Raw genomic sequence first — 24,258 nt, 5'->3', positions numbered from 1 at the left:
GGGAGGAAGCGCAGTTTCCAGGCTTCGAAATTTGCAAGCGGATACGTGGATAACGATGTACCTTGCAGAGATCAATAATAATAGAAGTAGCCAGTTTCACCGTTGATCCTTTAACGTATTCAGCCGTATGTCACAGCCAGTCGTGCTGTGCCCGCAGGCATATCTTGCAGAGTGATTCTGCCCCGACGTTGTAGAACTATTAGAACCATAAAAAGCGTTATCTACACGGAGATCTGTGCCGATGTTCACCAGAGTAGGACAGCAGCTTGCCTGTCTGCTGTGTTGTTGCGTTGTGTTTGGGGCGGAGATGGCGATCGCTGCAGAGAGCGGTGGTAGCTGGGGGATGAACATGACCGAGGGGGTCACCCCGGTCAGTCGGGAAATCTATGGCCTGCATATGAATATTCTCTGGTGGTGTATTGCCATCGGAATAGTCGTATTTGGCGTCATGTTTTACACGATGATTGCCCATCGCAAATCTGTTGGCGCAAAAGCGTCAAATTTCCATGAGAGTACCACTCTCGAAATCATTTGGACGATCGTCCCGATTTTAATATTGGTCATCATGGCGATCCCCGCGACAAAATCTCTTCTTAAAATCTATGACACGTCTGAAGCCGATATGGATATCGTCGTAACCGGCTATCAGTGGAAGTGGAAATACGAATATCTGGGTGAAGACATTTCTTTTTTCAGTAACCTCAGTACGCCGCGTGGTGAAATCGAAAATGTCGAGCAAAAAAACGCGAACTATCTGCTTGAAGTCGATGAGCACCTAATCATACCCGTTGAACGTAAGGTCAGATTTTTGGTTACTGCCAGCGATGTTATTCACTCCTGGTGGGTACCAGATCTTGCCGTAAAACGCGATGCCATTCCTGGTTACATTAACGAATCCTGGACCTATGTGGAAAAGCCCGGAATATATCGTGGTCAGTGCGCAGAATTGTGCGGTAAGGATCATGGTTTTATGCCAATTGTCGTTGAGGCTCTACCTCAAGATGAATACGACCAGTGGCTTATGGCCAAGAAGGAAGAGGTTGCAAAAATGAAAGCTCTAACCGAAAAAGAGTTTTCTTTCGACGAGCTCTATGCCCAAGGCGAATCTGTCTATAACCGAGTCTGTGCTGCCTGTCATCAAATTAATGGTGAGGGCGTGCCGCCAACATTTCCTGCGATGAAAGCAAGTCCGATTGCTACGGGTGATATTAGCGCGCATCTGGATATGGTCGTTAATGGTAGTAAAGCAAATCCAGCAATGCAGGCATTTGGTGGTCAACTTTCCGAAGTGGATCTCGCCGCGGTCATCACATACGAGCGCAATGCCTTTGGCAACAATATGGGTGATTCAGTTCAACCAATCGATGTTCTCAAGTTCAAAGAGGGAGGACAGTAAGATGGCGCATGGTCCTGCGAAAGGTGTAACCCGTTGGTTGTTTACGACAAACCACAAAGACATAGGAACGCTTTATTTGTGGTTTAGCTTTTCGATGTTTTTATTAGGTGGGGTGTTTGCGCTTGTCATTCGGGCAGAGCTCTTTGAACCTGGACTGCAGATCGTTCAGCCAGAGTTCTTTAATCAAATGACTACGATGCATGGCTTGATCATGGTTTTTGGCGCGGTTATGCCGGCGTTTGTAGGTCTCGCGAATTGGATGATTCCGATGATGATCGGAGCGCCAGATATGGCATTGCCAAGAATGAACAACTGGAGTTTCTGGATCCTCCCTTTTGCGTTTGCCATGCTGGCGTCAACCTTACTGATGGAAGGTGGAGCTCCGAATTTTGGGTGGACCTTCTATGCACCTCTTTCCACCACCTACGCGCCCCCGAGTGTCACCTTCTTTATCTTCGCGATTCATATCATGGGTGCCAGTTCGATAATGGGCGCAATTAATATCATCGCCACAATATTAAATATGCGTGCGCCGGGCATGACCATGATGAAAATGCCATTGTTTGTCTGGACATGGTTGATCACCGCCTACTTGCTAATCGCGGTTATGCCCGTGCTGGCAGGTGTCGTTACCATGATGCTAATGGACATTCATTTTGGCACCAGTTTCTTCGATGCGGCTGGTGGTGGCGACCCTGTGCTGTTCCAACATGTTTTCTGGTTTTTTGGACACCCAGAAGTCTACATCATGATCCTCCCTGCGTTTGGTATCGTGAGCCAAATCATTCCGACATTCGCTCGGAAGCCCCTATTTGGTTATGCGTCTATGGTTTACGCCACCAGCTCCATTGCATTTTTAAGCTTCATTGTATGGGCGCATCATATGTTTACGGTAGGTATGCCCATTGCTGGAGAGCTGTTTTTTATGTGGGCGACAATGGCAATTGCTGTGCCGACGGGCGTTAAGGTTTTCAACTGGGTAACGACCATGTTCCGCGGGTCGATTACTTTTGAAACACCGATGTTGTTTGCAGTGGCCTTTGTTATTTTATTCACCATCGGTGGGTTTTCAGGGTTGATGTTGGCAATCGCACCTGCGGATTTCCAATACCACGACACCTATTTTGTCGTAGCACATTTTCACTATGTATTAGTACCTGGTGCGATATTCTCGATTACTGCTGCGGTCTACTACTGGCTGCCTAAATGGTGCGGCAACATGTACAACGAATTGTTGGGTAAAACGCATTTCTGGATCGCGTTTATTGGTCTCAACGTCACCTTCTTCCCAATGCACTTTGTTGGGCTTGCGGGAATGCCACGGCGAATTCCAGATTACAACCTTCAATTTGCAGACTTCAATATGATCAGCAGTGTTGGTGCGTTTATGTTCGGTGCCGCACAGCTGTTATTTTTATACAACGTGATTTCCACAATTAGAAAAGGTAAACCGGCTTCTGATGAAGTTTGGGAAGCGCCAGAAGGGCTTGAGTGGACGGTTGCTTCACCGGCACCGTACCACACTTTTAGTACACCACCTCGCGTTGCCTAGAGAGATTGAGTGATGCAAGCGGCCCATAGAGGTGTGGCAAAGTTAATTACCTTAGCTGTGGGAATGTTTCTGTTTTCTCTTTATGTTATGCCGCCTCTCTATAATTTATTTTGTGAGGTGACTGGGCTCAATGGCAAAACCGGAGACAAATATACTGCGGTCAACAGCTCCATTGATAAAAGCCGATGGGTAACTGTGCAATTTGTGGCGAGCAATAACGAAAATATGCCTTGGTATTTTGCGCCTGCTATTCAGAGCATTCGAGTTCACCCGGGAGAGGAGCAGGAGATTCGATATGCTGCTCGTAATACCACAGGTTCGACGATGGTGGGGCAGGCGATACCCAGTCTTATACCATTTAAGGCAACGGACTATTTTCATAAAACTGAATGCTTTTGTTTTAACCAACAACATCTTTTGGCTGGCGAAAGTGCAGAATTACCCCTTAAGTTTATTGTTGATCGAGATATTCCAAAGCACATTACGACCATCACATTAGCGTATACGATATTCGATGTGACCGAGAGGTTCGCGAATTCTGGAGGCTGGAAAAGCGCGGAATTGGTACAGTGGTAGTTAGTCGACACCGCATTGCTTAAGAGAAAAACGTTGTAGAGATACCTTCGTCCTTAGTCACAATGATAACAGGTAAACAAAAATGGCGAGTCAAGGAACCTACTATGTACCGGAGCAGAGTAAGCTTCCAATTTTCGCGACGATTGGACTCTTTCTGATTGTCTTCGGATTGGCAAATTGGTTAAACGGAAACGACCGAGGGCCAATGTTCTTTTTTGCTGGCGGCCTCTGCTTTGCTTTTATTCTTTGGCAATGGTTTTCGGCAGTAATCGATGAAAATTTACAGGGATTGAACAACGCACAGCTCAAGCGATCCTATGTGTGGGGAATGGGATGGTTTATCTTTAGTGAGGTAATGTTCTTCGCGGCTTTTTTCGGCGCGTTATTTTACGTGCGCCATATTTCTCTGCCGGAACTGGGTGGTCAGACGGAGTCAATGACCAACGAAATTCTCTGGCAGGGGTTTAATGCCCAGTGGCCGCTAATGACCACTCCTGATGCAGCGGTCAGTGGAGATGCCGCTAAATTTTCCGGCCCAGATGAGAGTATGTCGTTTTCAACCGCCGGATCTTTATTTGGGTGGCTTCCCTTTTGGAACACCCTCATCTTGCTGTCTTCCTCCGTCACTGTCCACATCGCTCATTTGGCGCTGAAAAATGACAATAAAAAAAGATTCAATCAATGGCTGGCGGCTACGGTATTCCTAGGTGTGGCATTCGTATTTCTACAAATTGAAGAGTACATGGAAGCCTACCACCATATGGGATTAACGTTGGAATCCGGAATTTATGGCAGCACCTTCTTTATGTTGACTGGGTTTCACGGTGCTCATGTAACACTGGGAACGTTTATGTTGTTGGTCATGCTTCTGCGATCCTATCTTAAAGGTCACTTTAAGCACGATAACTGTTTCGGGTTTGAGGCCGCGAGTTGGTATTGGCACTTTGTGGATGTCGTCTGGGTAGGGTTGTTTTTATTTGTTTATATTCTGGGATGAAACTAACGGGTTTATTGATTTAAATGCGGACCACTATCCCAGGGGGCTGAGCTGCTGAGGCGGCCGGTTTGTAAGCCAAAAAAGATGGTACCCAATAGCAGAGTGGCGAGCACAATACGAATTCCTAACGCATAGACAGTGCGTTTGGAGTCGTTGCCGACATCTTTTAATAAAAAAAATAACGCACTGCTCAAACTGGCTAGGACAGAAAAAAACAAAATTACAATAATAACTTTGAGAATCATAGAGTCACCTTCTCGATTGATCGAACTGTGCAGGACAAATGATTCATGTCTTCTGACATAGCAGTAACTCACAGCATATCACTTTCGCGAAATTGGAAGTTGCTTTTATTTGGTTTGATTTTTTCCCCTCTCTTTATTCTGTTGGGCTTTTGGCAACTTGATCGAGAAGAGGAAAAAAAAAGTATTGTCGCTCGGTTAGAAAATACAAATGACAGTTCTATTGATACTCAAGAGTTAGTCAACGTTTTTAATCCCGAGCTGCAATACCAACGAATTCAACGATATGGACGGTTTCTAAAAACTAACTACTTGTTAGATAACAGGATTATGAATGGACGAGTGGGCTATGAGGTTATTTCGCCATTCATAGATTCCTTTGGGCAAGCGTGGTTGGTTAATCGAGGTTGGGTTGAGGCGCCCAGACTTCGAAAGGATTTGCCTGTCATTACGACGCCAAACAATGGTAAAGGCCTCATTCTTTCGGGAAGACTGGTTCGTCCTAGTATCAACCCTATGGTTCGCAATTTGGATGTCAGTGAACATTGGCCAAAGCGAATTCAGCAAATTGATATTGCCAGTATCCAACAGGATCTTTCTTCTGACTTTGCTCATTGGGTTATTAATATCGATCGCGACGATGATGTCGCACTAAACACAGATTGGCACTACAGCATAGTGTCTCCCGAGCGGCATAGAGCCTATGCCATTCAGTGGTTTGCTATGGCGGTAACGCTGGTTATTGCTGTTTTTATAGCCTGTTTTAGAAAAACAAAAATAAAATGACACACAGGATCATAAATTATGAATGCAGAAAATCATCGGTTTTTTGTCGTTCCACCCGAAAAGCGGAAAAGCAATTTCGTCGGCTGGTTGATTTTGGCAACGCTTCTTGTTCCTATGATTATTGCCTACGCTATGTTCAAAGGGCAGTGGGGAATACCGGCAGGAACAACAAATAAAGGCGAGTTAATACAACCGGCTCAACAGATTGGTGAACTACCATTAGTGTACGGTCAATCACTATCGGGGGTTATCGGTGACAGCAACGGTCATTGGCGTATTGTCATTGTTGGTACCAACCACTGCGACGATTTATGCCGACAACAGCTCTATTTAACACGACAAGTTCATACTCGCTTGGGTGAAAAATCGAAACGAGTTGAACGTTTTTATTTAAACGTTGACCCGTCTTTCTCTGAAGATCTTAAAGCGGAATTGTTGCGACATGACCCTCGTTTGAAGTTGGCCAGCGTCAACATCATTGAATGGCGTAAGGTCGTGAAAAATGATGGTGCAATTAATGAACTCAATGGACACAGCGTTTTTTTAGTCGATCAAGATGGCTTCGCCATGATGCGATACGGCCCGGGCGTAGCAGGGGCTGATTATCTCAAAGACTTAAAACGATTACTTAAATATTCCTACGGCGAGGAAGTCTAGCCCCATGACTCGTCATAGAATTTTTTCTCAATATTTCTTATCGGCATCACTTCTATTGGCCTTTGTAGTGATCGGTCTTGGTGCTTTTACCAGATTGGTCGATGCGGGACTTGGATGCCCGGATTGGCCCGGTTGCTATGGCCATTTAACCTGGCCGGAAACCCAATTGGAAATTGCTAGGGCAGAGAATCTATTTCCTCACGCTCCGGTTGACCTGGATAAGACATGGCCGGAAATGGTACATCGGTATTGCGCCGGGATTTTAGGAATACTCGTTCTGTTGCAATTTTGTATAGCCTGTCATTCAAAACAACAGAAAAGCATCTTTTATTCAGGCGTCCTTTTGCTGGTGATTATTGCTCAAGCGTTATTCGGCATGTGGACGGTGACACTCAAGTTATGGCCGCAAGTTGTTACAGCACACCTACTAGGAGGGTTTGCCACCCTGTCCATGATCTGGTTGCTTTTGTTGAGGCATAGGAGACAACGTCAATCCGAAGAGAAAAGCACAAAGCACTACCCAATCTCCCAGCATTTTTTGTCGACGAGAATTCTAGCCGGCGCAGCTCTGATAATCGTTTTGTGCCAAATTAGTTTAGGGGGTTGGACATCAGCAAACTACGCAGCGGTAGCTTGTCTGGATTTTCCAACGTGCCACGGGGAGTGGCTACCATCGGTTGATTTCGGAAAAGGTTTCGACTTGGCTCAATCCGTTGGACCGAGTTACCTAGGAGGGCGGCTCGACAGTGATGCGCGGACGGCGATACATATTGCTCACCGGACCGGCGCTTTAGTTGTTGTTTTGATAACGCTTTTACTTTCAGTACGGCTTTTTGTAGAGCCTGCCTGGCAAGACAGTAAAGCACCTATTGGTATGATCTTGGCGCTTGTTGTTCAAGTCGGATTAGGGATTACCAATGTGCTTGCGGTTATTCCGTTACCTGTTGCGGTCGCACACAATCTGGTAGCAGCGTTGCTTTTGTTATTTATGGTTTCGGTTAATTATCAGCTGTATCGTATCAGTGATCTTGCGGTACCGACAATTCGTCTGAAAGGGAGGGCATCAGATGGCGAACTCAAATATGCCAACAGCTAGAAAATATTTTTTTGTTGATCGAGTTGAATGGCGGGACTATTTGGAGTTGTGTAAACCAAAAGTTGTTGCCCTGATGATTCTGACGTCTGTCATAGGAATGCTATTAGCCAGTGAAGGGCAGCTACCGGTAGGGGCGTTGATATGGGGCAACCTAGGTATTGCACTGTGTGCGGGATCGGCAGCAGTGGTGAACCATGTTGTCGATCGCCACGTCGATATTAAGATGTTACGCACCCTTAATCGCCCTGTTGCCAATGGTCGAGTCACACCACAACAAGCATTAATTTTTGCGGCGTTCGTTGGTTGCTTGGGAATGGTCATCCTTTTCGTCTTTATTAATAGCGTTACAGCCTGGTTAACCTTTGCCTCTCTGTTAGGGTATGCATTGATTTATACACTGTATTTAAAACGCAGTACGCCACAGAATATCGTGATCGGTGGGCTGGCGGGCGCAGCACCCCCGCTGTTGGGCTGGACATCAGTGACAGGACAAATTGACGGTCATGGTTTGTTATTGGTGCTTATAATCTTTGCGTGGACACCACCGCATTTTTGGGCGTTAGCGGTTTATCGTAAGGATGAGTATGCGAAGGCGGGTATTCCGATGTTACCCGTGACACATGGTGACTTTTATACCAAGCTACATATTCTTTTTTACACAATTATTTTACTGCTGGTATCTCTCTTACCCTACGCAACGGGAATGCTGAATTGGCTTTATGCGCTAGGGGCTATTTGTTTAGGGGTTGGCTTTCTTTACTGGGTGGTCAAATTCCTATTCAGTCAAAATCGAAAAGTTGGTTTGGACACCTTCAAATACTCTATTGTTTATTTGATGGCACTGTTTGTGGTTATGTTGCTGGATCATTATTTGATCCCTGCCAGCAGTTTGATGAACCGACTTGGATAGCGTTATATGGCCGATCCTATTTCAGCAGAATACGTAAATGCAGTGTCAAACGATAAGGCTCGTCGCGGTGTTGGTAGAACACTTGTCGTTATAGTCATTTTTATAGCGATGGTGTTGGGGTTGTTCGTTCATAAAATTTTGACACCACGTTACCTAACAGAAACGGAATTGCGAGTTAATGGCACATTTGTTTTTGAGCAGCCCAGAAAGATAAGTGAATTCTCATTGCAGAATCACACCGGAGAGCCTTTCACATTAGCCGCATTAAAGGGACATTGGACCTTAATGTTTTTCGGATTTACGGCGTGTCCGGACGTCTGTCCGGCAACGCTTTCCGTGCTAAAAGATGTCAAGAGCCAGTTGCCGTCAGACGTATCCAATAATATTCGATTTGTTTTGGTTTCAGTTGATCCGGCGCGCGATAGCGTTGAACAGATGTCGCAGTACGTAACTTATTTTGACCCGGAGTTTGTCGGTGTAACCGGTGAATTTTTGGATATAAAACGCCTGGCGAATCAATTGAACGTGGCCTTTATGAAAGTGAGTACGGGGAACGCTAGTGATGAATACACGATCGATCATACTGCTCACTTAGCGCTGATCAATCCCAATGGTGATTTCCATGGGTTTGTGAAGTCTCCCCCGGATCAAGCGCGTTTAACCTTGTCTCTCTCGTCGATCCTCACCCACAACACCTATTAAAGGTTAGCAGCGTCATTGGGGCTGCCTTCGAAATAGGGTCAATAGGAATACCCCCGTGGCACAAATCACAGCGGATGGGCCTGCCGGTGTATCTAGCCAGAACGAGAGGGCAAGGCCTCCGGCAATTGCCAGTGCGCCAATGATGCTGGCAACAAAGGCCATTTTGGAAGGGGTATTCACTAGGCGCCGGCTGGCTGCGGCAGGAATGATAAGCAGAGCGGTGATGAGCAATACACCGACGATTTTCATCGCCATGGCGATTACCAGGGCCATCATGGACATGAGCAGTGTGCGAATGGCATTAACAGGTATGCCTTCGACACGGGCCAATTCTTCATGTACGGTTATCGCCAGTAGCGGCCGCCAGAAGATAACCAGTAACGGTATTACGATCGCGACGGTGATATAGATGGTATAAAAGTCTTCCCAGGTGGCGGACAGGATATCACCAAACAGATACGCATACAGATCGATGCGAGTCTCTGCAAAGACACTTACAACAACCAGCCCAAGCGCGAGCATTGAATGAGAGAGAATTCCCAGCAGTGTGTCGGTCGCCAGTGTGCGGTTGTTTTGTAAAACAACCAGCAATAACGCAATAAATAAGCACACCAGGGTGATCGACAGATTCAGATCCAGTGAAAACAACAGCCCAAGTGCGACCCCGGTCAATGCTGAATGGGCCAATGTATCGCCAAAATAAGCCATCTGCCGCCAGACCGCGAAGCAGCCTAAGGGACCTGCCAGCAAAGCAACCCCAATACCACAACCCAGGGATAGAAGAATAATTTCCAGCATAATTGGTTTTCTGTTTTAACTATCGACCGGCACCGTGTTCATGGGTAGGTTCGGGTCCGTCGTGGGTGTGATTATGATGATGGGTGTATAAAGCGATGTTCGAAGCGGTACCGCGACCGAACAGCTCCAGGTAGGCAGGGTGTTCACTGACAGAATGGGGATGGCCCTCACAGCATACGTGCCCATTAAGGCAGACAACATGGTCTGTTGCGGCCATTACAAGATGAAGGTCGTGGGACACCATGAGTACACCGCATTGGCGATCTTCACGAATCGTTTGAAGAAGTTCGTAGAGCTTTGCTTGCCCAACAACATCGACTCCCTGCATGGGTTCATCCAGTATAAGGATCTCTGGATTGCGGGTCAGTGCTCGAGCGAGGAGAACCCGCTGAGTTTCTCCGCCGGAAAGAGAATGCAGAGGTTGGTGTAGCAGATGTTCTGCACCACAGAGAGAGAGGTTACTGGCGATCGACGAGGTGTCTCGGCTGGCAAGAGCCAAAAAATGAGCCACATCCAGAGGCATGCTGGAATGTAATTGCAGCTTTTGAGGCAGATAGCCCACTTTAAGGTCTTTCTTTTTTACCAGAATTCCTGCATTCGGAGATTGCAGCCCTAAGATGATCCTCAATAGAGACGTCTTGCCAGCTCCGCTTGGCCCGATAATCGTTACAATTTCACCGGGTTTGACCGTCAGATCCACATTGTGAAGAATCTGCCGGTCCCCATAATTCAAACCAAGCTTTTCGGCGCTGATCAATGGCTCTGAATTCATGGTGTTTCCTCGACGGCGCTACTATCCAGGCAATTTTGACAAAAGCCTGCCAATTCAATCGCCTGAGTATCAACTTTAAAAGCGAATTTCGACGCAATCGCTCGGATACTCTCTTGAATTTGCGCATCGGTGAATTCAATCGCAATACCGCAATTGCGGCAGATGAGAAAATTGTCCGCGTGGCTCGCCCCCGGGTGAGTGCAGCCGACGTAGGCATTGAGTGTATTGATGCGATGTATGAGTCCCTGTTCTAACAGGAACTCGAGGGTTCGATACACGGTTGGCGGGGCGATCTGACGTGTGGCAGATTCGGCCAGCATGGCCATCAATTTATACGCGCCAAGTGGTTTGTGACTCTGCCAGATCAATCGCAAAACCTCTTCGCGTAGTGCTGTCATTCTCACGCCATTGCGCTGGCAGATCGACTTAGCGTTCTGCATGGCATTGGCAATGCAGTGGTCGTGATCATGTGCTTCTGAAGCTATTGAAGGTGTCGTATCCATAATCGCGGGCTGGCGTTGATTTCGTGTTATTATATAACATTGCTCCATATGGCCCTAGCAGTGTATTCCATGAAATCCTGGTATCTTTTATTGCTGTTGACTTTCTCCAGTGCCCTGTCAGCGGATACTCTCAATATTGTCGCTTCCGTGCGTCCGTTGGCGTTAATGGCCTCGGATATCCTCGGCCATAGAGAGGGTGTCAGTACGCTGCTCGGAAAAGGTGAAAGTCCTCACGATTTTGCCCTGACGTTGTCTGATCGCAAGCGATTGCAAGACGCCGATCTGGTTCTGTGGGTGGGTCCAGATATGGAGCCCTACCTGGAGGGGATGGTCGATGCTTCCCGGTCCCTATCATTGGCCGATGTCGGGAGTGTCGAAGCGGACAGTCTTGACCCTCACTTGTGGCTTAGCCCCGAAATTGCCAGTGAAATGTTGCAGGTTCTGGCGAAAAGATTGGGAGAGTTGTTGCCGGAGCATGCCGATGAGTTTGCCGAGAGAGCTGCAGCAGAGAGCCAAGATATTGAAAATATGTTGATTCGTGTCCGCGCGCGAATGCAGCCTTACCAGTCGGCGGTGTATCTTGCAGACCATAATGCCTATGCGCTTCTGGCGAATTCTATCGGTGTAGCATCTCCATTGCTGGCGACTCAAAACCCGGAAATCGCACCGGGGTTACGTAGATTGGTGGAACTGGAGGCTCAGTTACCCAAGGGCAGTTGCTTTCTTGTGGATAAGTCGCACCGCGTGCGTTGGGTGACGTCGGTGACTCAGCGTCTAGATCTTAAAGAGTCTCCCGTCGATATCATGGGAGACTTTAACGAACCCAGCAGTTATTACCTGCTGTTACGGCAGCTGCTGATCAGCTACTACGATTGCTTAAGGCCAGCCTAAGCCGTTTGTACGCAATAAAAAATGCGCCAGTCAAATGGGAGGAGTACATCTTATCGACTGGCGCACGAGAAAACGGTTGTAGCGGGCGAGTATCTGTTCGCCCGCATTCGCTTTTAGTTGTTTAGAGACGACTCCAACATACCTGCGAAGCGTTTTTCCATCTGAGAATTCAGACGCTCGTTGACTTCCGCAACTCGCATTTCCAAATTCTTTTCTGATTGACTCTTCAGGTCGTTTTCGATTTTAGCGTTGCTATAAGCCACAACCATTGGCGTTTGGTCGACCAATGTAAAGCTTGCTGGATTAATAGATGCCTCATCTGCATTCGCAGCAGATCCGAACATAATGAGCACGAGTGCGCATAGTTTTTTCATTGTGTATTCCCTCTGATTTGGCCCCACTTTTGTGTGTGTGGGTATTTGTTACCTTATGTTACATATGGTAACACTGCATTAAATGTTACGCTACCGAATGAACTGCCAAAAATGTCTCAGAAACATTAATGTTTTGTTAACTTGTTGTAATTAAATAGAAATATTGTGATTTGCATCTCAAATCATTTTGTGCAGTCAAATAAGCATAGTTGTTAATTCTGTTACTGTGCGAGATGGGGTGACAAATTTTCAGATGCTTTCGTTTGAGGTCGATGAAGCGATATAAGAAAATAGAGATTCACTACTCCTGAACTCTGATCTAGCCCAAGTTGGTCCTTAATGTCTCAGCCTCTCGTTCTTGTCGATGGTTCTTCATACCTATATCGCGCCTTTCATGCGCTACCCCCGTTAACCAACTCCAAAGGTGTGCCGACGGGCGCCGTAAAAGGTGTTATCAACATGATTCGGCGCCTGCAAAAAGATTATTCCGGCTCAGTGATCGCCGTCATTTTTGATGCCAAAGGTAAAACCTTTCGCGACGAGTTGTATGCAGACTACAAAGCTCAACGCCCGCCAATGCCCGATGATCTTCGTGTTCAAGTAGCGCCTATCCATAAGATCGTGAAAGCCATGGGATTGCCCTTGCTCATTATTGAAGGGGTTGAGGCGGATGACGTCATTGGAACACTGGCGACTCAGGCGACAGCAGGTGGGGTCGACGTTGTGGTGTCCACTGGTGACAAAGATATGGCTCAGTTAGTGAGTGATCACGTCACGTTGGTGAACACGATGACTAATACCGAGTTGAATCCAGAAGGTGTGAAAGAAAAATTTGGTGTTCCGGTTGAGCTTATCATCGATTTCCTGGCTCTGATGGGAGACAAGGTCGACAACATTCCCGGCGTGCCAGGCGTTGGTGAAAAGACCGCCGTAGCGCTTCTCAATGGTGCTGGTGATCTTGATGCCATTTATGCCGATCCGGAAAAAGTTCGCACTTTGGATTTTCGCGGAGCGAAAAAAATGCCGGAGAAACTCATTGAAAACAAAGAGATAGCTTTTTTATCTCGGCAATTGGCGACGATTAAGACGGATGTAGAATTACCTTATGGAATCGATGATCTCGCCCTTGGAGAGCCAGATTCAGAGGCACTACTGAGTGTGTTTTCAGAGCTGGAATTCAAAAGCTGGGTGTCAGACCTACAAGAAGACTCGGTTGAGCCAAAGGATTCGGCGAGTAATGACAATGTATCTGCAACGGCCGCAGAGTACGAAATCATTACCACTCAAGAGCGCTGTTTGGATTGGATCGATAGATTGCGTTCGGCGCCACTTTTTGCGTTCGATACTGAAACCACCAGTCTTGATTATATGGCCGCCAGAGTGGTTGGATTTTCTTTTGCCGTCAACGCCAATGAGGCAGCGTATTTGCCGTTCGGACACGATTACCCGGAGGCGCCGGAGCAGTTGGCGGAAGAGTGGGTCATTGAGCAGTTTAAACCTCTGCTAGAAGATGCTGACGTTGCCAAAGTTGGGCAAAACCTGAAATACGACAAGAACGTGCTTGCCAACCACGGCATTAATTTGCGGGGCATCGCATTCGACACCATGTTGGAATCCTACGTGCTCGATTCTGTCGGAAGCCGACACGATATGGATACCCTGGCAGACAAATTCCTAAGCCATAAGACGATCAAGTTTGAAGAGATTGCTGGTAAGGGAGCAAAGCAGCTGACGTTTAATCAGATACCTTTGGAGCAGGCAGGTCCATACGCTGCTGAAGATGCTGACGTTACCCTGCGATTGCATCAGGCAATTTATCCTCAGTTGCAGGCGACGCCGAGCCTGGAAAAGCTGTTCCAGGATGTTGAGTTACCGCTGGTCCGCGTGCTCTCAAAAATTGAAAGAACCGGGGCGCTGATCGACTGCGATCTCTTGCAAAAACAGAGTGACGAGATAAGTGAGCGCTTACTTTCTATTCAGTCTGAAGCCTATGATATCGCAGGTGAAGAATTCAATCTTGCGTCGACAAAACAGCTTGGGCAAGTTCTGTTCGAAAAGCTGGGTCATCCGATCCTCAAAAAGACGCCTAAGGGTGCTCCATCAACGGCAGAGGAAGTCCTGCAGGAGTTGGCGTTGGATTATCCGCTGCCAAAGTTACTGATGGAGCATCGCGGTCTGTCTAAGCTCAAGTCGACCTACACGGATAAGCTGCCAAAAATGGTGAGTGCGGATACTGGGCGAGTGCATACCTCCTATCACCAGGCGGTGACGGCGACGGGTCGTTTATCGTCGTCAGATCCGAACTTACAAAATATTCCAATTCGAACGGAAGAGGGGCGTCGTATCCGTAAGGCCTTCGTTGCGCCGCAGGGATCGCGCCTGGTGGCAGCGGATTATTCCCAAATTGAATTGCGGATAATGGCTCACCTTTCGGGAGATAAGAGTCTGCAAAACGCCTTCTCAGAAGGGCTGGATGTCCATCGAGCAACAGCCGCAGAAGTGTTTTCATGCAGTTTGGAGGAGGTCACTGATCAGCAGCGTCGCAGCGCTAAAGCCATCAACTTCGGCTTGATCTATGGCATGTCGGCGTTTGGTTTGGCAAGGCAGCTCCATGTCGGCCGCAATGAAGCGCAGGAATATATCGATCTCTATTTTGAGCGGTATCCCGGTGTTCGGGAGTATATGGAGAAAACCCGATCTCAAGCCGCTGAAAAAGGTTACGTTGAAACGCTTATGGGGCGTCGACTTTATCTGCCGGAGATTAATTCTCGCAATGGAATGCGTCGCCAGGCAGCAGAGCGCACGGCGATCAATGCCCCTATGCAAGGAACCGCAGCAGACATAATCAAGCGGGCGATGCTGGATGTGGATCAATGGCTGACTGAATCCACAATTCCGGCAAAGATGATTATGCAGGTTCACGACGAATTGGTGGTCGAGGTGCAAGAGGCTTCGGTTGATGAGCTGTGTGATGGCCTGCAAAAGCGGATGGAGAACGCTTTCACGCTGAGTGTGCCACTCTTGGTGGAGACTGGCGTCGGTGCTAATTGGGATGAAGCCCACTAGGTTTTGCAAAGTAGGCGGGTATTTACTAAGCAGCTGGGCGTTGCACCGCTTTTGTTAACAAGCGTAAGCGATCGGTGGCATAAAGGTTTATAAGTGCAAATTTGAGCGAAAATCAACGTTTTTTTTTCGCGTGCGCTGAACTTTGGCTGTTCCCGTGAGTCTCAAGAAGCAAGATATTTCATGGTGTCTTGCTCTCCTTACTAAGTGGCTTAAATAGCCAAACAGCTTTTACTTAGAAGCGCCCTGACTCCCATCAGGGCTTTTTTTTGCCTATCTAATGCCCTAGCTCTTACTGAGAGTCATTTTGGAGAGAGCCATTGGCCTAATTTTGCCGCTAGAGTCTCTTTCCCGTCTTTTTTTAACGACGAAAATGTCTGCACACTTAATGTGCGAAGTTCTGGGTCGTGTTCCCGAAAGGCTTTTTCAACGCTTAACAACTGATTTTTGGCGGCTCCGCGCTTTAATTTATCGGATTTTGTCAGAATGGCGTGGAGTGAAATTCCCTTCTCTTGAGACCAGTTTACGAAATTCATATCATAATTCTGTAGTGGGTGCCTGATATCCATTACAAGAATCAGTCCTTTTAGGGATTTTCTTTCATTAAGATATTCAATCATTGTCGCTTCCCAGGCCCGTTGCAGTGCCAGAGGTACTTTTGCGAAGCCATAACCAGGGAGATCAACCAGCCTGGACTGATCGGACATGCTAAAGAAATTGATAAGCTGTGTTCTGCCTGGTGTTTTACTGGTTCGGGCTAAACTTCTTTGGTTGGTAAGGCAATTAATAGCGCTGGACTTGCCAGCATTGGACCGGCCGGCAAAAGCGACTTCGGCGCCCTCGTCAGTTGGGCATTGAATCATTTTAGCCGCACTGATTAAAAATTGTGCGGTGCCGAAATTTGGCGTCTGCTTGACCTGTTGCAAAAGATAACCCTTTATAAATAATGAGATTTCGCAGCGTTAGTATATAATGTCGCCGCTTTTGATCACCAGAGCACGCCCATAGGGATCTCTTGTGGCTTCAGGGTGACAGGCGACCGGGTCCAGGAAACGACAAATATCGACAGATTTACGGATTAGCCAATGAACAATTTTATTAAAACAGCGGTAGTTGTCGCCGCGATGTTACTAGTAAATCAGGGAGTGTCGGCTGAAGGAGATGCCGCTGCTGGTGAAGGTAAAACGGCTGTATGTGCGGCCTGCCATGGGCCGGATGGTAATAGCCCTGCGCCGATGTATCCTAAGCTCTCCGGTCTTGGGGAAGCTTACCTGCTAAAACAGCTTCAAGATATTAAATCCGGCGATCGTGTCATCATGGAAATGACAGGTCTTCTTGACAATATGTCAGACCAAGACCTTGAAGACATCGCCGCCTATTTCGACTCTAAGTCTCTGCAGCTCAGTGGTTCCAAAGAATTGACCGTAAAGTTGAACGACGGTTCCGAAGCGAATGGTTTGGAATTGGGTCAGACGCTGTATCGCGGGGGTAATCCTGAAGTGGGCACGCCAGCCTGCACAGGCTGTCACTCGCCTCGAGGACAAGGCAACGAGCCTGCCGGGTATCCGAGACTCAGTGGCCAGTATCCAGAGTATATCGAGAAACAGCTTAAGGCATTTCGTGCGGGCGAGCGCATGAATGACGGTGATCAAAGAACCATGCGTCTGGTTGCTCAATATTTGAGTGACGCGCAGATCACTGCTTTGGCCAATTACATTGCAGGCCTTAACTGACGGTCAAGGCCCGGCGATGACTGGTATAGTGGGCGATTGCCAGCTAATATCTGTGTATTATGCAGACTCGAAAAGTTTGTTGAAATCATCGGTTTGCAGTGAAAAAAGCGGCTTATAGGCCGCTTTTTTGTGGGCGAACTTTTTTGGCTTTATTCTCTCAAAGCCTAGATTCGGTCAGTTAGCCGTATTTCTGTTCAACCTGGGTTCAGTATGCGTAGGTTTGAATAGTGAATTCTGGAATCACATAAGTTGTTCACGATCGAGAATTCAACCACAGTTTTGTTCTGGTAAGGAGATCTTCATGAAATATATTCTCGCGACGCTGGCGCTGCTGCTTGCTGTCACTGTTCAAGCACAGGAGACCTATCGGGAGGGTAAGGATTATCAGGTACTCGCCAGCCCTGTCCGCACTCAGGATCCCAATAAGATTGAGGTGACAGAGGTTTTTTGGTACGGCTGTGGGCATTGCTTCCACTTTGAGCCGGTCATTGAAAAGTGGGCAGAGACTCTTCCAGATGATGTCGATTTTCAGCAGAGCCCTGCGATTTGGAACGGGCTGATGGAAGTCCACGCTCGAGCTTACTATGTCGCTAAAGCGCTGGGTGTGTTGGATAAGGTTCATACGCCAATTTTTAAAGCGCTGAATGAACAAGGCAAGCGTTTGGCGAATGAAAAGGCTCTGGCGGATATTTTCGCAGAAAATGGGGTTGACCGAGAGACCTTCACCAAAGCCTATAACTCGTTTGGCATTAACAGTCAGGTGAAGCAGGCAGATGCTCGTGCGCGGAGCTATAAAATCGAAGGAACTCCGGAAGTTATCGTCGATGGGCGCTATCGTGTCAGTGCCCGTATGGCTGGTAGTCAAGAGGGCATGTTAAAGGTTGCTGACTTCCTCGTAGATAAGATCCGCTCCGAAAAGTAAGGTGGCGGTTGATTGTGCCGGTATCAGCTGACCGATACCGGCATTTCTCTCAGAAAGCCTCGGGTCATAATTGACCACTGTTCTTCCCACCCTTGCGTTGGCGACTTCTTAAATTCACTGCGCACAAACTGAGCTATACGGCCTTCTGCGGTCGCCATTAGCAAGTTGGCCGCTGTAGAAATTTGCAGCACCGGCCGTACACTCTCGCGTATTTCCGCCTCTCTTAGCACCTGTCGTATCTGAGTTTCCAGCCGATCGAATAACTGGACAATACGAACACGCAACCGCTCATTTTCCCCGGTGAGGGCGTCTCCTGTCAGAATCCGCGTGATACCTGGGTTTTTTTCCGCAAAGGATAGGACCACCATCAGAGATCTTTGGCACTTTTCCAGGCACGGAATACGCTCACCGCAGATCGTGTTTACGCGACTGAAAATGGTTTCCTCGACAAACTCAATTAAGCCTTCGTACATTTTGGCTTTACTGGGAAAGTGCCGGTACAGTGCGGCTTCAGATACGCCTACCTGGCGGGCAAGGGCTGCGGTGGTTATACGCACACCAGGTGAGGATTCCAGCATCTGTGCAAGGGCCTGTAAAATCTGTTCACGACGGCTCATTTTTGCGTCTGGCTTGCTCACTTAGCCAATACTCCTCAATTTATCATCCCAGCTGAAATTAAAGGAAAATGGCGGCGGTTGATATTCCCATTTGGTCGCAGGTTTTGTCAGCCAATGTTCAAACTGCGGTTGGAAATGAGTGTGCCGACACCTTCATCCGTGAAAATCTCCAGGAGAACAGCGTGATCGACACGGCCGTCAATGATATGGGCGCTGGTTACGCCGCCTTTTACCGCATCTATCGCGCAGGCGATTTTCGGCAACATTCCGCCGTAAATCGTGCCATCTTCGATCAGCGCATCTACTTGTCGTGTGGTAAGGCCGGTAAGGATATTACCTTCCTTATCCTGTAGCCCAGCGACGTTCGTCAACAGCATGAGTTTCTCAGCCTGCAGGACCTCGGCGATTTTACCGGCAACTAGGTCGGCATTAATGTTAAACGTTCTTCCGTCGCGACCAACGCCTATGGGGGCGATAACCGGGATGAAGTTGCTGTTTAACAGCATATGTATAACGGCGGTGTTGATAGAGGCGACTTCGCCAACATGGCCAATATCGATGATCTCTGGCTCGCTCATATCTGGTGTTTGACGCGTCGCTTTTAGCTGGCGAGCGTTAATTAACTGGCCATCTTTACCGGTGATACCGATGGCTTGACCGCCGTTTCGATTGATCAAACTGACAATCTGCTTATTGACGGTGGCGCCCAGCACCATTTCTACGACATCCATAGTCGCATTGTCAGTCACCCGCATACCATCGATAAATTCGGACTGGATATTGAGTTTATTCAGCAGGTCTCCAATTTGGGGACCTCCGCCGTGCACGACAATTGGATTCATTCCGACCAGCTTCATCATGACAATATCTCGGGCGAAGCTGTTTTGCAGAGCTTCGTCTGTCATGGCGTTGCCGCCAAACTTAACGACTATGGTTTTTTGTGTGAAACGCTGGATATAGGGCAGGGCCTCGGTGAGGACCTGAGCAATGTTGGTGGCTGCAGCGCGATCTAGTGACATGGCATTTCCTTACTGAAAGCGTACTTCTATCGATGTCTTAAAAGGGTATTTTAAGATCCGGATCGATTTTTCGTAACTCTTCTTTGAAAATTGCCTGAATTGATCGTAAATGCTCTTCTGTTTCTGCTTCAAATCGTAGGGTCAGAGCGGGTGACGTATTCGATGCACGCACTAATCCCCAGCCGTGTAGAAACTCGACGCGCAAGCCGTCGAGATTGTTGACTCGTCCGTCGCCAAACTGGGCTCGTTTTGACAAGGTGTTCATCAATACAAATTTCTCGTCCTCGCCGGTGTAGATTTTAATTTCAGGTGTGGATGGCAGGACGGGGAAAGAAGCAAAAAGTTCGTCGATGGACTGGTCGCGAAGTGTCATGATTTCCAATAGTCGTGCGGCGGCATACATCCCGTCATCAAAGCCATACCACCGGTCTTTGATAAAAATGTGACCGGACATTTCGCCACCAACTAACGCGCCTGTCTCCTTAATTTTGCTTTTCATATTGGAGTGCCCGGTTTTCCACATAATCGGGCGGCCGCCGTAGCTGCTGATGAGCGCATTGAGTTCCCGGGTTGATTTGACGTCGAATACGACGTCTGCTCCCGGATTTCCCGAAACAATGTCTTTGGCAAAGAGCATCAGCAGCCGATCGGGCCAGATAATCTCTCCTGCTGGTGTGACAACGACTACTCGATCCCCATCACCATCCAAGGCGATACCTAGGTCTGCACCGGTACTTTTTACTCGCTCGATCAGGGGGGTAAGATTGGTTACTACTGTGGGATCTGGATCATGGTTGGGGAAGTGTCCGTCGATCTCGCAGAACAAAGGATCTACCCGACAGCCGAGCTCTTCAAACAACCGCGGTGCAATGCTACCCGTGATGCCATTGGCTGCATCGATCACGAGATTTACATTACCGGCAAGGGCGATGTCTGAGAAAATACGCTCGATGTAAGAGGGGGCTATATCGACGCTGGTTTCGTTACCTAAGCCCATATCAAAGTTGCCGTTTTCCATTCGGGAACGTATGCGCGCGACATCCTGCTCAATCAGTGTGTCGCGCCCCAGAACCATCTTAAAGCCGTTGTATTGCGCGGCATTGTGGCTTGCCGTCACGATGATGCCGCTGTCAGCATCTGGCAGCTCATGAGTTGCGAAGTAGAGTAATGGGGTCGGTACGGCACCGATGTTTATGACATGGCAGCCCGTGCTGAGAATTCCGTCGACCAGAGCATTAGAGAGCTTCAGGCTGTCGTTGCGTCCGTCTCTGGCGACAATAAGGCTAGTTTTGCCTGCAGCCAGAGCTTCACTGGCAAACGCCTGGCCGAGAAGCCTGGCAAATTCTAGCGTTATCTCATATTCCGATTTTCCGCGGATATCATAGGCTCTGAACACATGAGAAGGAATTTCCGGCCCTTCTGGTTGGGCCTGAGGCACTTTGTTGTGTGATTTGTGGCGGGTTTCGTCTCGGTTATCCAGTAAGAGGTGTTCTTCATCCGCGGAGAGATCTATGTCGAGAATGTCGTCAAAGGCTTCTGATGAGGACGGTGGTTTTTTGTCAACGGACATTCGGAAAGGATCATTTGAATCCTGAGTTTTCTGGCGCCGGGGATCGAGTGGAGCTATGGCAAACCAGCAGAGTGCTGCGAGCAATACAGACGCCAAAAGGCTAATCGACCAGAACGGCAGTGAGTTTCTCAAGGCGTTGTCCGCTAGATTTTCTCCACCGACAAATCGCACTGTCCAAAAAGACTGAGGTATGTCTTTTTCAGCCGTGTGGATACTATCGCCCTGGCCACTGCTATAGACCGTGATCGGCTGTCCAGGCGCCTCCCTGAGCAATGCCAACCTCCCTTTACCGTCACTTTCCCGATCGATAATGGCGAACAGCTCATTGGCGTCAAAACTCAACAAGATCGAACCAATCGTGGGTGAGGCCTGGTCTTTACGGACGGGGGCAGCAAAAAACAATTGCCACGTATCATCGCGCTTGAGAGCTTCCGGATAGACCGTTTCACCGCGTTCTGCGCGATTGATCATGTCCAGTTCGGTAAATGAGAGTTCCGTGGTCTGATTGCTGAGCTTTTCCTCCCGATCCAAGCCAAATATGCGGATAGCTCTAGCATTATTGAAGGTGTTGTTTAAGCCCTGCAAGGCCGTCGCTCGCATGGCGTCACTGGGTTCGGAAATGGATTTCAAGATCGAACTGCGGCTGGCGAAGGATGAAACCTGACGATTCTTTTCTTCGATAAACCGCTTGATGGCGTCAACCTGTTGAACCACCTGTTGCTCGGCTGCGACTTCCAGAGCGTTAGAATTGAAACTTGAGATATAACGGTGGTGTACAAAGACTGCGGCAACAAGTACGACAATAACGACGATTCCACTAGCACTCAGAGACAGTACAGGCAGTTGAGCGGATTTGGGTAATGCAATTTTTTTCATGGGGGAATCGTGAGCAATCTAAAACGTCTTTTTTGACAAGAATCTTAATAGAGACTGTGATCCTGAAAAACAGGAATTGTTACTGAAATTGTAGCCTTCTACGGGGAAAAGGTTAGGCATTTATTGCTTGGTGTATCACACGGGCGCACATTCTTTGCCAATTTTGCCGAGTTCAACGGCAATTTGAGTCACAATATCTTGAGCGATGGCTGCTTTACTGGCGACAGGGAGGCTCTGGTGCCCCTCGCGAGTAATAATGACGACGGCGTTATTGTCACTATTAAATCCAATATCGCTACCTGACACATCGTTGGCAATGACCATATCCAGATTTTTTCGATGCAATTTATCGGTCGCGTAAGTCAAGAGATCACTCGTTTCCGCAGCGAAGCCAACGCAGAATGGGCGTGGTTCTGACGCTGCAACATCGCGAATAATGTCCGGGTTTTTGATGAGTGACAGTGTCATGGTGGAATTGCTGTCGGTTTTCTTGATTTTGCTCCCGGCGATGGTATCTGGTCGAAAGTCAGCTACGGCCGCCGAGCCGATAAAAACATCGCAATGGCCGATGGTGTCGAGGCTTGCCTTATGCATTTCCGTGGCGCTCTGAACAGATATAAAGGAATGGCATTCTGGTGGTGGCAGAGCCGTCGGCCCGCTAATGAGGTAGACCTCGGCACCGGCACGGGTTGCGGCTGCAGCGAGGGCATAACCCATTTTTCCGGAGCTGTGATTGGTGAGATAGCGTACCGGGTCAATGGCTTCGCGGGTTGGTCCTGCGGTGATGACGACGCGCTTACCCGAGAGCAGAGGCTCAACACAACGGCTTTCTAATCTGTCGACCAACTCCAAGGGTTCAAGCATTCGCCCGAGACCAATATCTCCGCAAGCCTGAGCTCCGGCCGCGGGGCCAAAGATCGACACGGCGCGGGCTTTGAGAATTGATAGGTTGTCCTGGGTAGCCGCATTAGCCCACATAGCCTGATTCATAGCGGGGGCCACGCAAATGGGTTTATTTGTGGCGAGACATAATGTTGTTAACAAATCATCGGCGAAACCGCCTCGAAGTCTGGCAAGGAAATCCGCAGATGCGGGCGCAATTAAAATATCGTCTGGCCAGCGTGCAAGTTCGATATGTCCCATGCCAGCTTCGGCAGCTGGATCTAATAAATGTGTATGGACTGGGTTTCCTGACAGCGCTTGTAGGGTTAACGGGGTTATGAATTCCTGTGCGGCGGCGGTCATAACGACACGAACTTCTGCACCACGTTCTTTTAGTTTGCGGACCAGATCCGCGCTTTTATAGGCTGCTATACCACCGGTAATTCCGATCAGAACCTTTCTTTGGGTGAGTCGCGTCATGCTTTTTACCGGCTGGTGGAGGGCTTGGTGGCGCTTTAAACTGGCACCGTTCCTGACAATTAGGTCGGGACCCTAAATGAAAATCTTGCGCATAGTATAGGAAATACAGGACTTTGATCACAGGGATGCAGAAATGAGTATTAAAGAATGGCCAGCGGCTGAGCGTCCAAGAGAAAAGCTGCTGGCTCAGGGAGCTGGCGCCTTGTCGGATTCGGAACTGCTGGCTATTTTTCTTCGCACGGGAAGTCGTGGGCGATCTGCGGTCGATCTTGCTCGAGATCTATTGCAGCGATTTGGAGGCCTGCGCCAGATACTCGAAGCCGATCAGGATCTGTTCTGTAACGCCAACGGGCTCGGGATCGCTAAATACACACAACTGCAGGCTACGTTGGAGATGGGGCGGCGTCACTTGGCGCAAACGCTGGCCGCCGGTGCGGTATTTCTCAACCCGGATACCGTCAAAGCCTATCTTTCCAGCGAACTCAGGCACGCGCAGCGGGAGATTTTCAGTGTGCTGTTTCTTAATGCGCAGCATGCGTTGATCGCTTATGAGGAGCTGTTTCACGGCACCATCGACGCAGCTTCAGTATACCCTCGTGAAGTGGTTAAACAGGTGCTTTTTCATAATGCGGCTGCCGTTATATTTGCCCACAATCATCCGTCGGGAGTATCTGAGCCAAGCCAGGCCGACCGAAGTATTACAGAGCGATTGTCGCGGGCATTGAATTTAATTGATGTTAGAGTTCTGGATCACATGGTCGTCGGAGACGACAACGTCTACTCATTTGCGGAAAATGGACTGCTTTAGGCAATATTGATTGCTATTCAATCAACCTTCTGGTAT

At 48.3% G+C, this 24,258-nt stretch carries 24 protein-coding genes; 14 read left to right on the top strand and 10 right to left on the bottom strand.

Annotated features, from left to right (window positions below):
* Positions 1-307 precede the first annotated feature (307 nt).
* The 4 genes from coxB to ACXAFR_RS14025 all read left to right on the top strand — a co-directional run bounded on the left by coxB (position 308) and on the right by ACXAFR_RS14025 (position 4,521).
* Complete coding sequence (gene coxB, locus ACXAFR_RS14040; protein WP_475178382.1) at positions 308-1,396, top strand: cytochrome c oxidase subunit II; 1,089 nt, start codon at positions 308-310, stop codon at positions 1,394-1,396.
* 1 nt (position 1,397) lies between these two features.
* Entirely contained in the window at positions 1,398-2,948 is a 1,551-nt protein-coding gene (gene ctaD, locus ACXAFR_RS14035) for a cytochrome c oxidase subunit I (protein WP_475178381.1), read from the top strand.
* Between the two features lie 12 nt (positions 2,949-2,960).
* Positions 2,961-3,524 carry a cytochrome c oxidase assembly protein gene (locus ACXAFR_RS14030; RefSeq protein WP_475177930.1) on the top strand — a complete coding sequence of 188 codons (564 nt, stop codon included), beginning with the start codon at positions 2,961-2,963 and terminating at the stop codon, positions 3,522-3,524.
* 82 nt (positions 3,525-3,606) lie between these two features.
* Positions 3,607-4,521, top strand: a complete 915-nt coding sequence (locus tag ACXAFR_RS14025) for a cytochrome c oxidase subunit 3 (RefSeq protein WP_475177928.1) — start codon at positions 3,607-3,609, stop codon at positions 4,519-4,521.
* A gap of 11 nt (positions 4,522-4,532) precedes the next feature.
* Here the strand turns inward: ACXAFR_RS14025 and ACXAFR_RS14020 are convergent, their stop codons facing one another.
* Positions 4,533-4,766, bottom strand: a complete 234-nt coding sequence (locus tag ACXAFR_RS14020; RefSeq protein WP_475177926.1) for a DUF2909 domain-containing protein — start codon at positions 4,764-4,766, stop codon at positions 4,533-4,535.
* 45 nt (positions 4,767-4,811) lie between these two features.
* On the opposite strand from ACXAFR_RS14020, the gene ACXAFR_RS14015 reads away from it, so the two are divergent.
* Genes ACXAFR_RS14015 through ACXAFR_RS13995 form a run of 5 tightly spaced genes read left to right on the top strand, consistent with a single transcriptional unit; the run spans position 4,812 to position 8,914 of the window.
* On the top strand, positions 4,812-5,549 hold the full coding sequence (locus tag ACXAFR_RS14015) for an SURF1 family protein (RefSeq protein WP_475177923.1): 738 nt from the start codon (positions 4,812-4,814) through the stop codon (positions 5,547-5,549).
* An 18-nt stretch (positions 5,550-5,567) separates the two neighbouring features.
* Complete coding sequence (locus tag ACXAFR_RS14010; protein ID WP_475177922.1) at positions 5,568-6,206, top strand: SCO family protein; 639 nt, start codon at positions 5,568-5,570, stop codon at positions 6,204-6,206.
* Between the two features lie 4 nt (positions 6,207-6,210).
* The gene (locus ACXAFR_RS14005) at positions 6,211-7,302 is read left to right on the top strand and encodes a COX15/CtaA family protein (RefSeq protein ID WP_475177920.1); all 1,092 of its coding nucleotides are present in this window, start codon (positions 6,211-6,213) and stop codon (positions 7,300-7,302) included.
* Complete coding sequence (gene cyoE, locus ACXAFR_RS14000; protein WP_475177919.1) at positions 7,274-8,212, top strand: heme o synthase; 939 nt, start codon at positions 7,274-7,276, stop codon at positions 8,210-8,212. Before ACXAFR_RS14005 ends, cyoE begins: the two co-directional genes overlap by 29 nt.
* Positions 8,213-8,218: 6 nt before the next feature.
* Positions 8,219-8,914 (top strand): SCO family protein, encoded by a 696-nt coding sequence (locus ACXAFR_RS13995; protein WP_475177917.1) that lies wholly within the window; start codon positions 8,219-8,221, stop codon positions 8,912-8,914.
* Positions 8,915-8,926: 12 nt separating this feature from the next.
* Here the strand turns inward: ACXAFR_RS13995 and znuB are convergent, their stop codons facing one another.
* The 3 genes from znuB to ACXAFR_RS13980 are packed head-to-tail and all read right to left on the bottom strand — an operon-like array spanning position 8,927 to position 10,882.
* Complete coding sequence (gene znuB, locus ACXAFR_RS13990) at positions 8,927-9,712, bottom strand: zinc ABC transporter permease subunit ZnuB (protein WP_475177915.1); 786 nt, start codon at positions 9,710-9,712, stop codon at positions 8,927-8,929.
* A gap of 19 nt (positions 9,713-9,731) precedes the next feature.
* On the bottom strand, positions 9,732-10,484 hold the full coding sequence (locus ACXAFR_RS13985) for an ATP-binding cassette domain-containing protein (protein ID WP_475177913.1): 753 nt from the start codon (positions 10,482-10,484) through the stop codon (positions 9,732-9,734).
* Positions 10,481-10,882, bottom strand: a complete 402-nt coding sequence (locus ACXAFR_RS13980; RefSeq protein WP_475177911.1) for a Fur family transcriptional regulator — start codon at positions 10,880-10,882, stop codon at positions 10,481-10,483. Before ACXAFR_RS13980 ends, ACXAFR_RS13985 begins: the two co-directional genes overlap by 4 nt.
* Before the next feature lie 174 nt (positions 10,883-11,056).
* Here ACXAFR_RS13980 and ACXAFR_RS13975 point away from each other — a divergent pair, with 174 nt between their 5' ends.
* The gene (locus ACXAFR_RS13975; protein ID WP_475177910.1) at positions 11,057-11,878 is read left to right on the top strand and encodes a metal ABC transporter solute-binding protein, Zn/Mn family; all 822 of its coding nucleotides are present in this window, start codon (positions 11,057-11,059) and stop codon (positions 11,876-11,878) included.
* Between the two features lie 113 nt (positions 11,879-11,991).
* Here the strand turns inward: ACXAFR_RS13975 and ACXAFR_RS13970 are convergent, their stop codons facing one another.
* A complete protein-coding gene (locus tag ACXAFR_RS13970) occupies positions 11,992-12,252 on the bottom strand; it encodes a hypothetical protein (protein ID WP_475177906.1) in 261 nt (86 codons plus the stop codon).
* A gap of 339 nt (positions 12,253-12,591) precedes the next feature.
* Here ACXAFR_RS13970 and polA point away from each other — a divergent pair, with 339 nt between their 5' ends.
* Entirely contained in the window at positions 12,592-15,318 is a 2,727-nt protein-coding gene (gene polA / locus ACXAFR_RS13965; protein ID WP_475177902.1) for a DNA polymerase I, read from the top strand.
* Positions 15,319-15,617: 299 nt separating this feature from the next.
* Here polA and yihA read toward each other — a convergent pair whose 3' ends face one another.
* Complete coding sequence (yihA, locus tag ACXAFR_RS13960; protein WP_475177899.1) at positions 15,618-16,241, bottom strand: ribosome biogenesis GTP-binding protein YihA/YsxC; 624 nt, start codon at positions 16,239-16,241, stop codon at positions 15,618-15,620.
* Between the two features lie 159 nt (positions 16,242-16,400).
* Between yihA and ACXAFR_RS13955 the strand changes: the two genes are divergently transcribed.
* Together ACXAFR_RS13955 and ACXAFR_RS13950 are read left to right on the top strand one after the other, a co-directional pair.
* On the top strand, positions 16,401-17,048 hold the full coding sequence (locus tag ACXAFR_RS13955) for a c-type cytochrome (protein WP_475177898.1): 648 nt from the start codon (positions 16,401-16,403) through the stop codon (positions 17,046-17,048).
* 301 nt (positions 17,049-17,349) lie between these two features.
* Positions 17,350-17,970, top strand: coding sequence for a thiol:disulfide interchange protein DsbA/DsbL (locus ACXAFR_RS13950; protein ID WP_475177897.1), 621 nt, complete (start codon positions 17,350-17,352; stop codon positions 17,968-17,970).
* Positions 17,971-17,993: 23 nt separating this feature from the next.
* Here the strand turns inward: ACXAFR_RS13950 and slmA are convergent, their stop codons facing one another.
* From slmA to coaBC, 4 genes are all read right to left on the bottom strand, one after another.
* A complete protein-coding gene (slmA, locus tag ACXAFR_RS13945) occupies positions 17,994-18,587 on the bottom strand; it encodes a nucleoid occlusion factor SlmA (RefSeq protein WP_475178378.1) in 594 nt (197 codons plus the stop codon).
* 107 nt (positions 18,588-18,694) lie between these two features.
* On the bottom strand, positions 18,695-19,606 hold the full coding sequence (gene argB / locus ACXAFR_RS13940) for an acetylglutamate kinase (protein ID WP_475177894.1): 912 nt from the start codon (positions 19,604-19,606) through the stop codon (positions 18,695-18,697).
* 37 nt (positions 19,607-19,643) lie between these two features.
* A complete protein-coding gene (locus tag ACXAFR_RS13935; RefSeq protein ID WP_475177890.1) occupies positions 19,644-22,052 on the bottom strand; it encodes a phosphomannomutase/phosphoglucomutase in 2,409 nt (802 codons plus the stop codon).
* 135 nt (positions 22,053-22,187) lie between these two features.
* Complete coding sequence (coaBC, locus tag ACXAFR_RS13930) at positions 22,188-23,414, bottom strand: bifunctional phosphopantothenoylcysteine decarboxylase/phosphopantothenate--cysteine ligase CoaBC (RefSeq protein ID WP_475177889.1); 1,227 nt, start codon at positions 23,412-23,414, stop codon at positions 22,188-22,190.
* 133 nt (positions 23,415-23,547) lie between these two features.
* Here coaBC and radC point away from each other — a divergent pair, with 133 nt between their 5' ends.
* Positions 23,548-24,222 carry a RadC family protein gene (gene radC / locus ACXAFR_RS13925; protein ID WP_475177888.1) on the top strand — a complete coding sequence of 225 codons (675 nt, stop codon included), beginning with the start codon at positions 23,548-23,550 and terminating at the stop codon, positions 24,220-24,222.
* The last annotated feature ends 36 nt before the right edge of the window (positions 24,223-24,258 follow it).

Source organism: Pseudomaricurvus sp. ABR4_320, assembly GCF_056159445.1.
The sequence above is the reverse complement of the archived record's forward strand: the minus strand, read 5'-3'. Positions and strand labels throughout refer to the sequence as shown.

What these genes read in the sequence shown, in the direction of transcription:
- coxB (WP_475178382.1), top strand. Translation starts at nt 308, where the DNA reads ATGGCGATCGCTGCAGAGAGCGGTGGTAGCTGGGGGATGAACATGACC.
- ctaD (WP_475178381.1), top strand. Translation starts at nt 1,398, where the DNA reads ATGGCGCATGGTCCTGCGAAAGGTGTAACCCGTTGGTTGTTTACGACA.
- ACXAFR_RS14030 (WP_475177930.1), top strand. Translation starts at nt 2,961, where the DNA reads ATGCAAGCGGCCCATAGAGGTGTGGCAAAGTTAATTACCTTAGCTGTG.
- ACXAFR_RS14025 (WP_475177928.1), top strand. Translation starts at nt 3,607, where the DNA reads ATGGCGAGTCAAGGAACCTACTATGTACCGGAGCAGAGTAAGCTTCCA.
- ACXAFR_RS14020 (WP_475177926.1), bottom strand. Translation starts at nt 4,766, where the DNA reads ATGATTCTCAAAGTTATTATTGTAATTTTGTTTTTTTCTGTCCTAGCC.
- ACXAFR_RS14015 (WP_475177923.1), top strand. Translation starts at nt 4,812, where the DNA reads ATGTCTTCTGACATAGCAGTAACTCACAGCATATCACTTTCGCGAAAT.
- ACXAFR_RS14010 (WP_475177922.1), top strand. Translation starts at nt 5,568, where the DNA reads ATGAATGCAGAAAATCATCGGTTTTTTGTCGTTCCACCCGAAAAGCGG.
- ACXAFR_RS14005 (WP_475177920.1), top strand. Translation starts at nt 6,211, where the DNA reads ATGACTCGTCATAGAATTTTTTCTCAATATTTCTTATCGGCATCACTT.
- cyoE (WP_475177919.1), top strand. Translation starts at nt 7,274, where the DNA reads ATGGCGAACTCAAATATGCCAACAGCTAGAAAATATTTTTTTGTTGAT.
- ACXAFR_RS13995 (WP_475177917.1), top strand. Translation starts at nt 8,219, where the DNA reads ATGGCCGATCCTATTTCAGCAGAATACGTAAATGCAGTGTCAAACGAT.
- znuB (WP_475177915.1), bottom strand. Translation starts at nt 9,712, where the DNA reads ATGCTGGAAATTATTCTTCTATCCCTGGGTTGTGGTATTGGGGTTGCT.
- ACXAFR_RS13985 (WP_475177913.1), bottom strand. Translation starts at nt 10,484, where the DNA reads ATGAATTCAGAGCCATTGATCAGCGCCGAAAAGCTTGGTTTGAATTAT.
- ACXAFR_RS13980 (WP_475177911.1), bottom strand. Translation starts at nt 10,882, where the DNA reads ATGACAGCACTACGCGAAGAGGTTTTGCGATTGATCTGGCAGAGTCAC.
- ACXAFR_RS13975 (WP_475177910.1), top strand. Translation starts at nt 11,057, where the DNA reads ATGAAATCCTGGTATCTTTTATTGCTGTTGACTTTCTCCAGTGCCCTG.
- ACXAFR_RS13970 (WP_475177906.1), bottom strand. Translation starts at nt 12,252, where the DNA reads ATGAAAAAACTATGCGCACTCGTGCTCATTATGTTCGGATCTGCTGCG.
- polA (WP_475177902.1), top strand. Translation starts at nt 12,592, where the DNA reads ATGTCTCAGCCTCTCGTTCTTGTCGATGGTTCTTCATACCTATATCGC.
- ACXAFR_RS13955 (WP_475177898.1), top strand. Translation starts at nt 16,401, where the DNA reads ATGAACAATTTTATTAAAACAGCGGTAGTTGTCGCCGCGATGTTACTA.
- ACXAFR_RS13950 (WP_475177897.1), top strand. Translation starts at nt 17,350, where the DNA reads ATGAAATATATTCTCGCGACGCTGGCGCTGCTGCTTGCTGTCACTGTT.
- slmA (WP_475178378.1), bottom strand. Translation starts at nt 18,587, where the DNA reads ATGAGCCGTCGTGAACAGATTTTACAGGCCCTTGCACAGATGCTGGAA.
- argB (WP_475177894.1), bottom strand. Translation starts at nt 19,606, where the DNA reads ATGTCACTAGATCGCGCTGCAGCCACCAACATTGCTCAGGTCCTCACC.
- ACXAFR_RS13935 (WP_475177890.1), bottom strand. Translation starts at nt 22,052, where the DNA reads ATGAAAAAAATTGCATTACCCAAATCCGCTCAACTGCCTGTACTGTCT.
- coaBC (WP_475177889.1), bottom strand. Translation starts at nt 23,414, where the DNA reads ATGACGCGACTCACCCAAAGAAAGGTTCTGATCGGAATTACCGGTGGT.
- radC (WP_475177888.1), top strand. Translation starts at nt 23,548, where the DNA reads ATGAGTATTAAAGAATGGCCAGCGGCTGAGCGTCCAAGAGAAAAGCTG.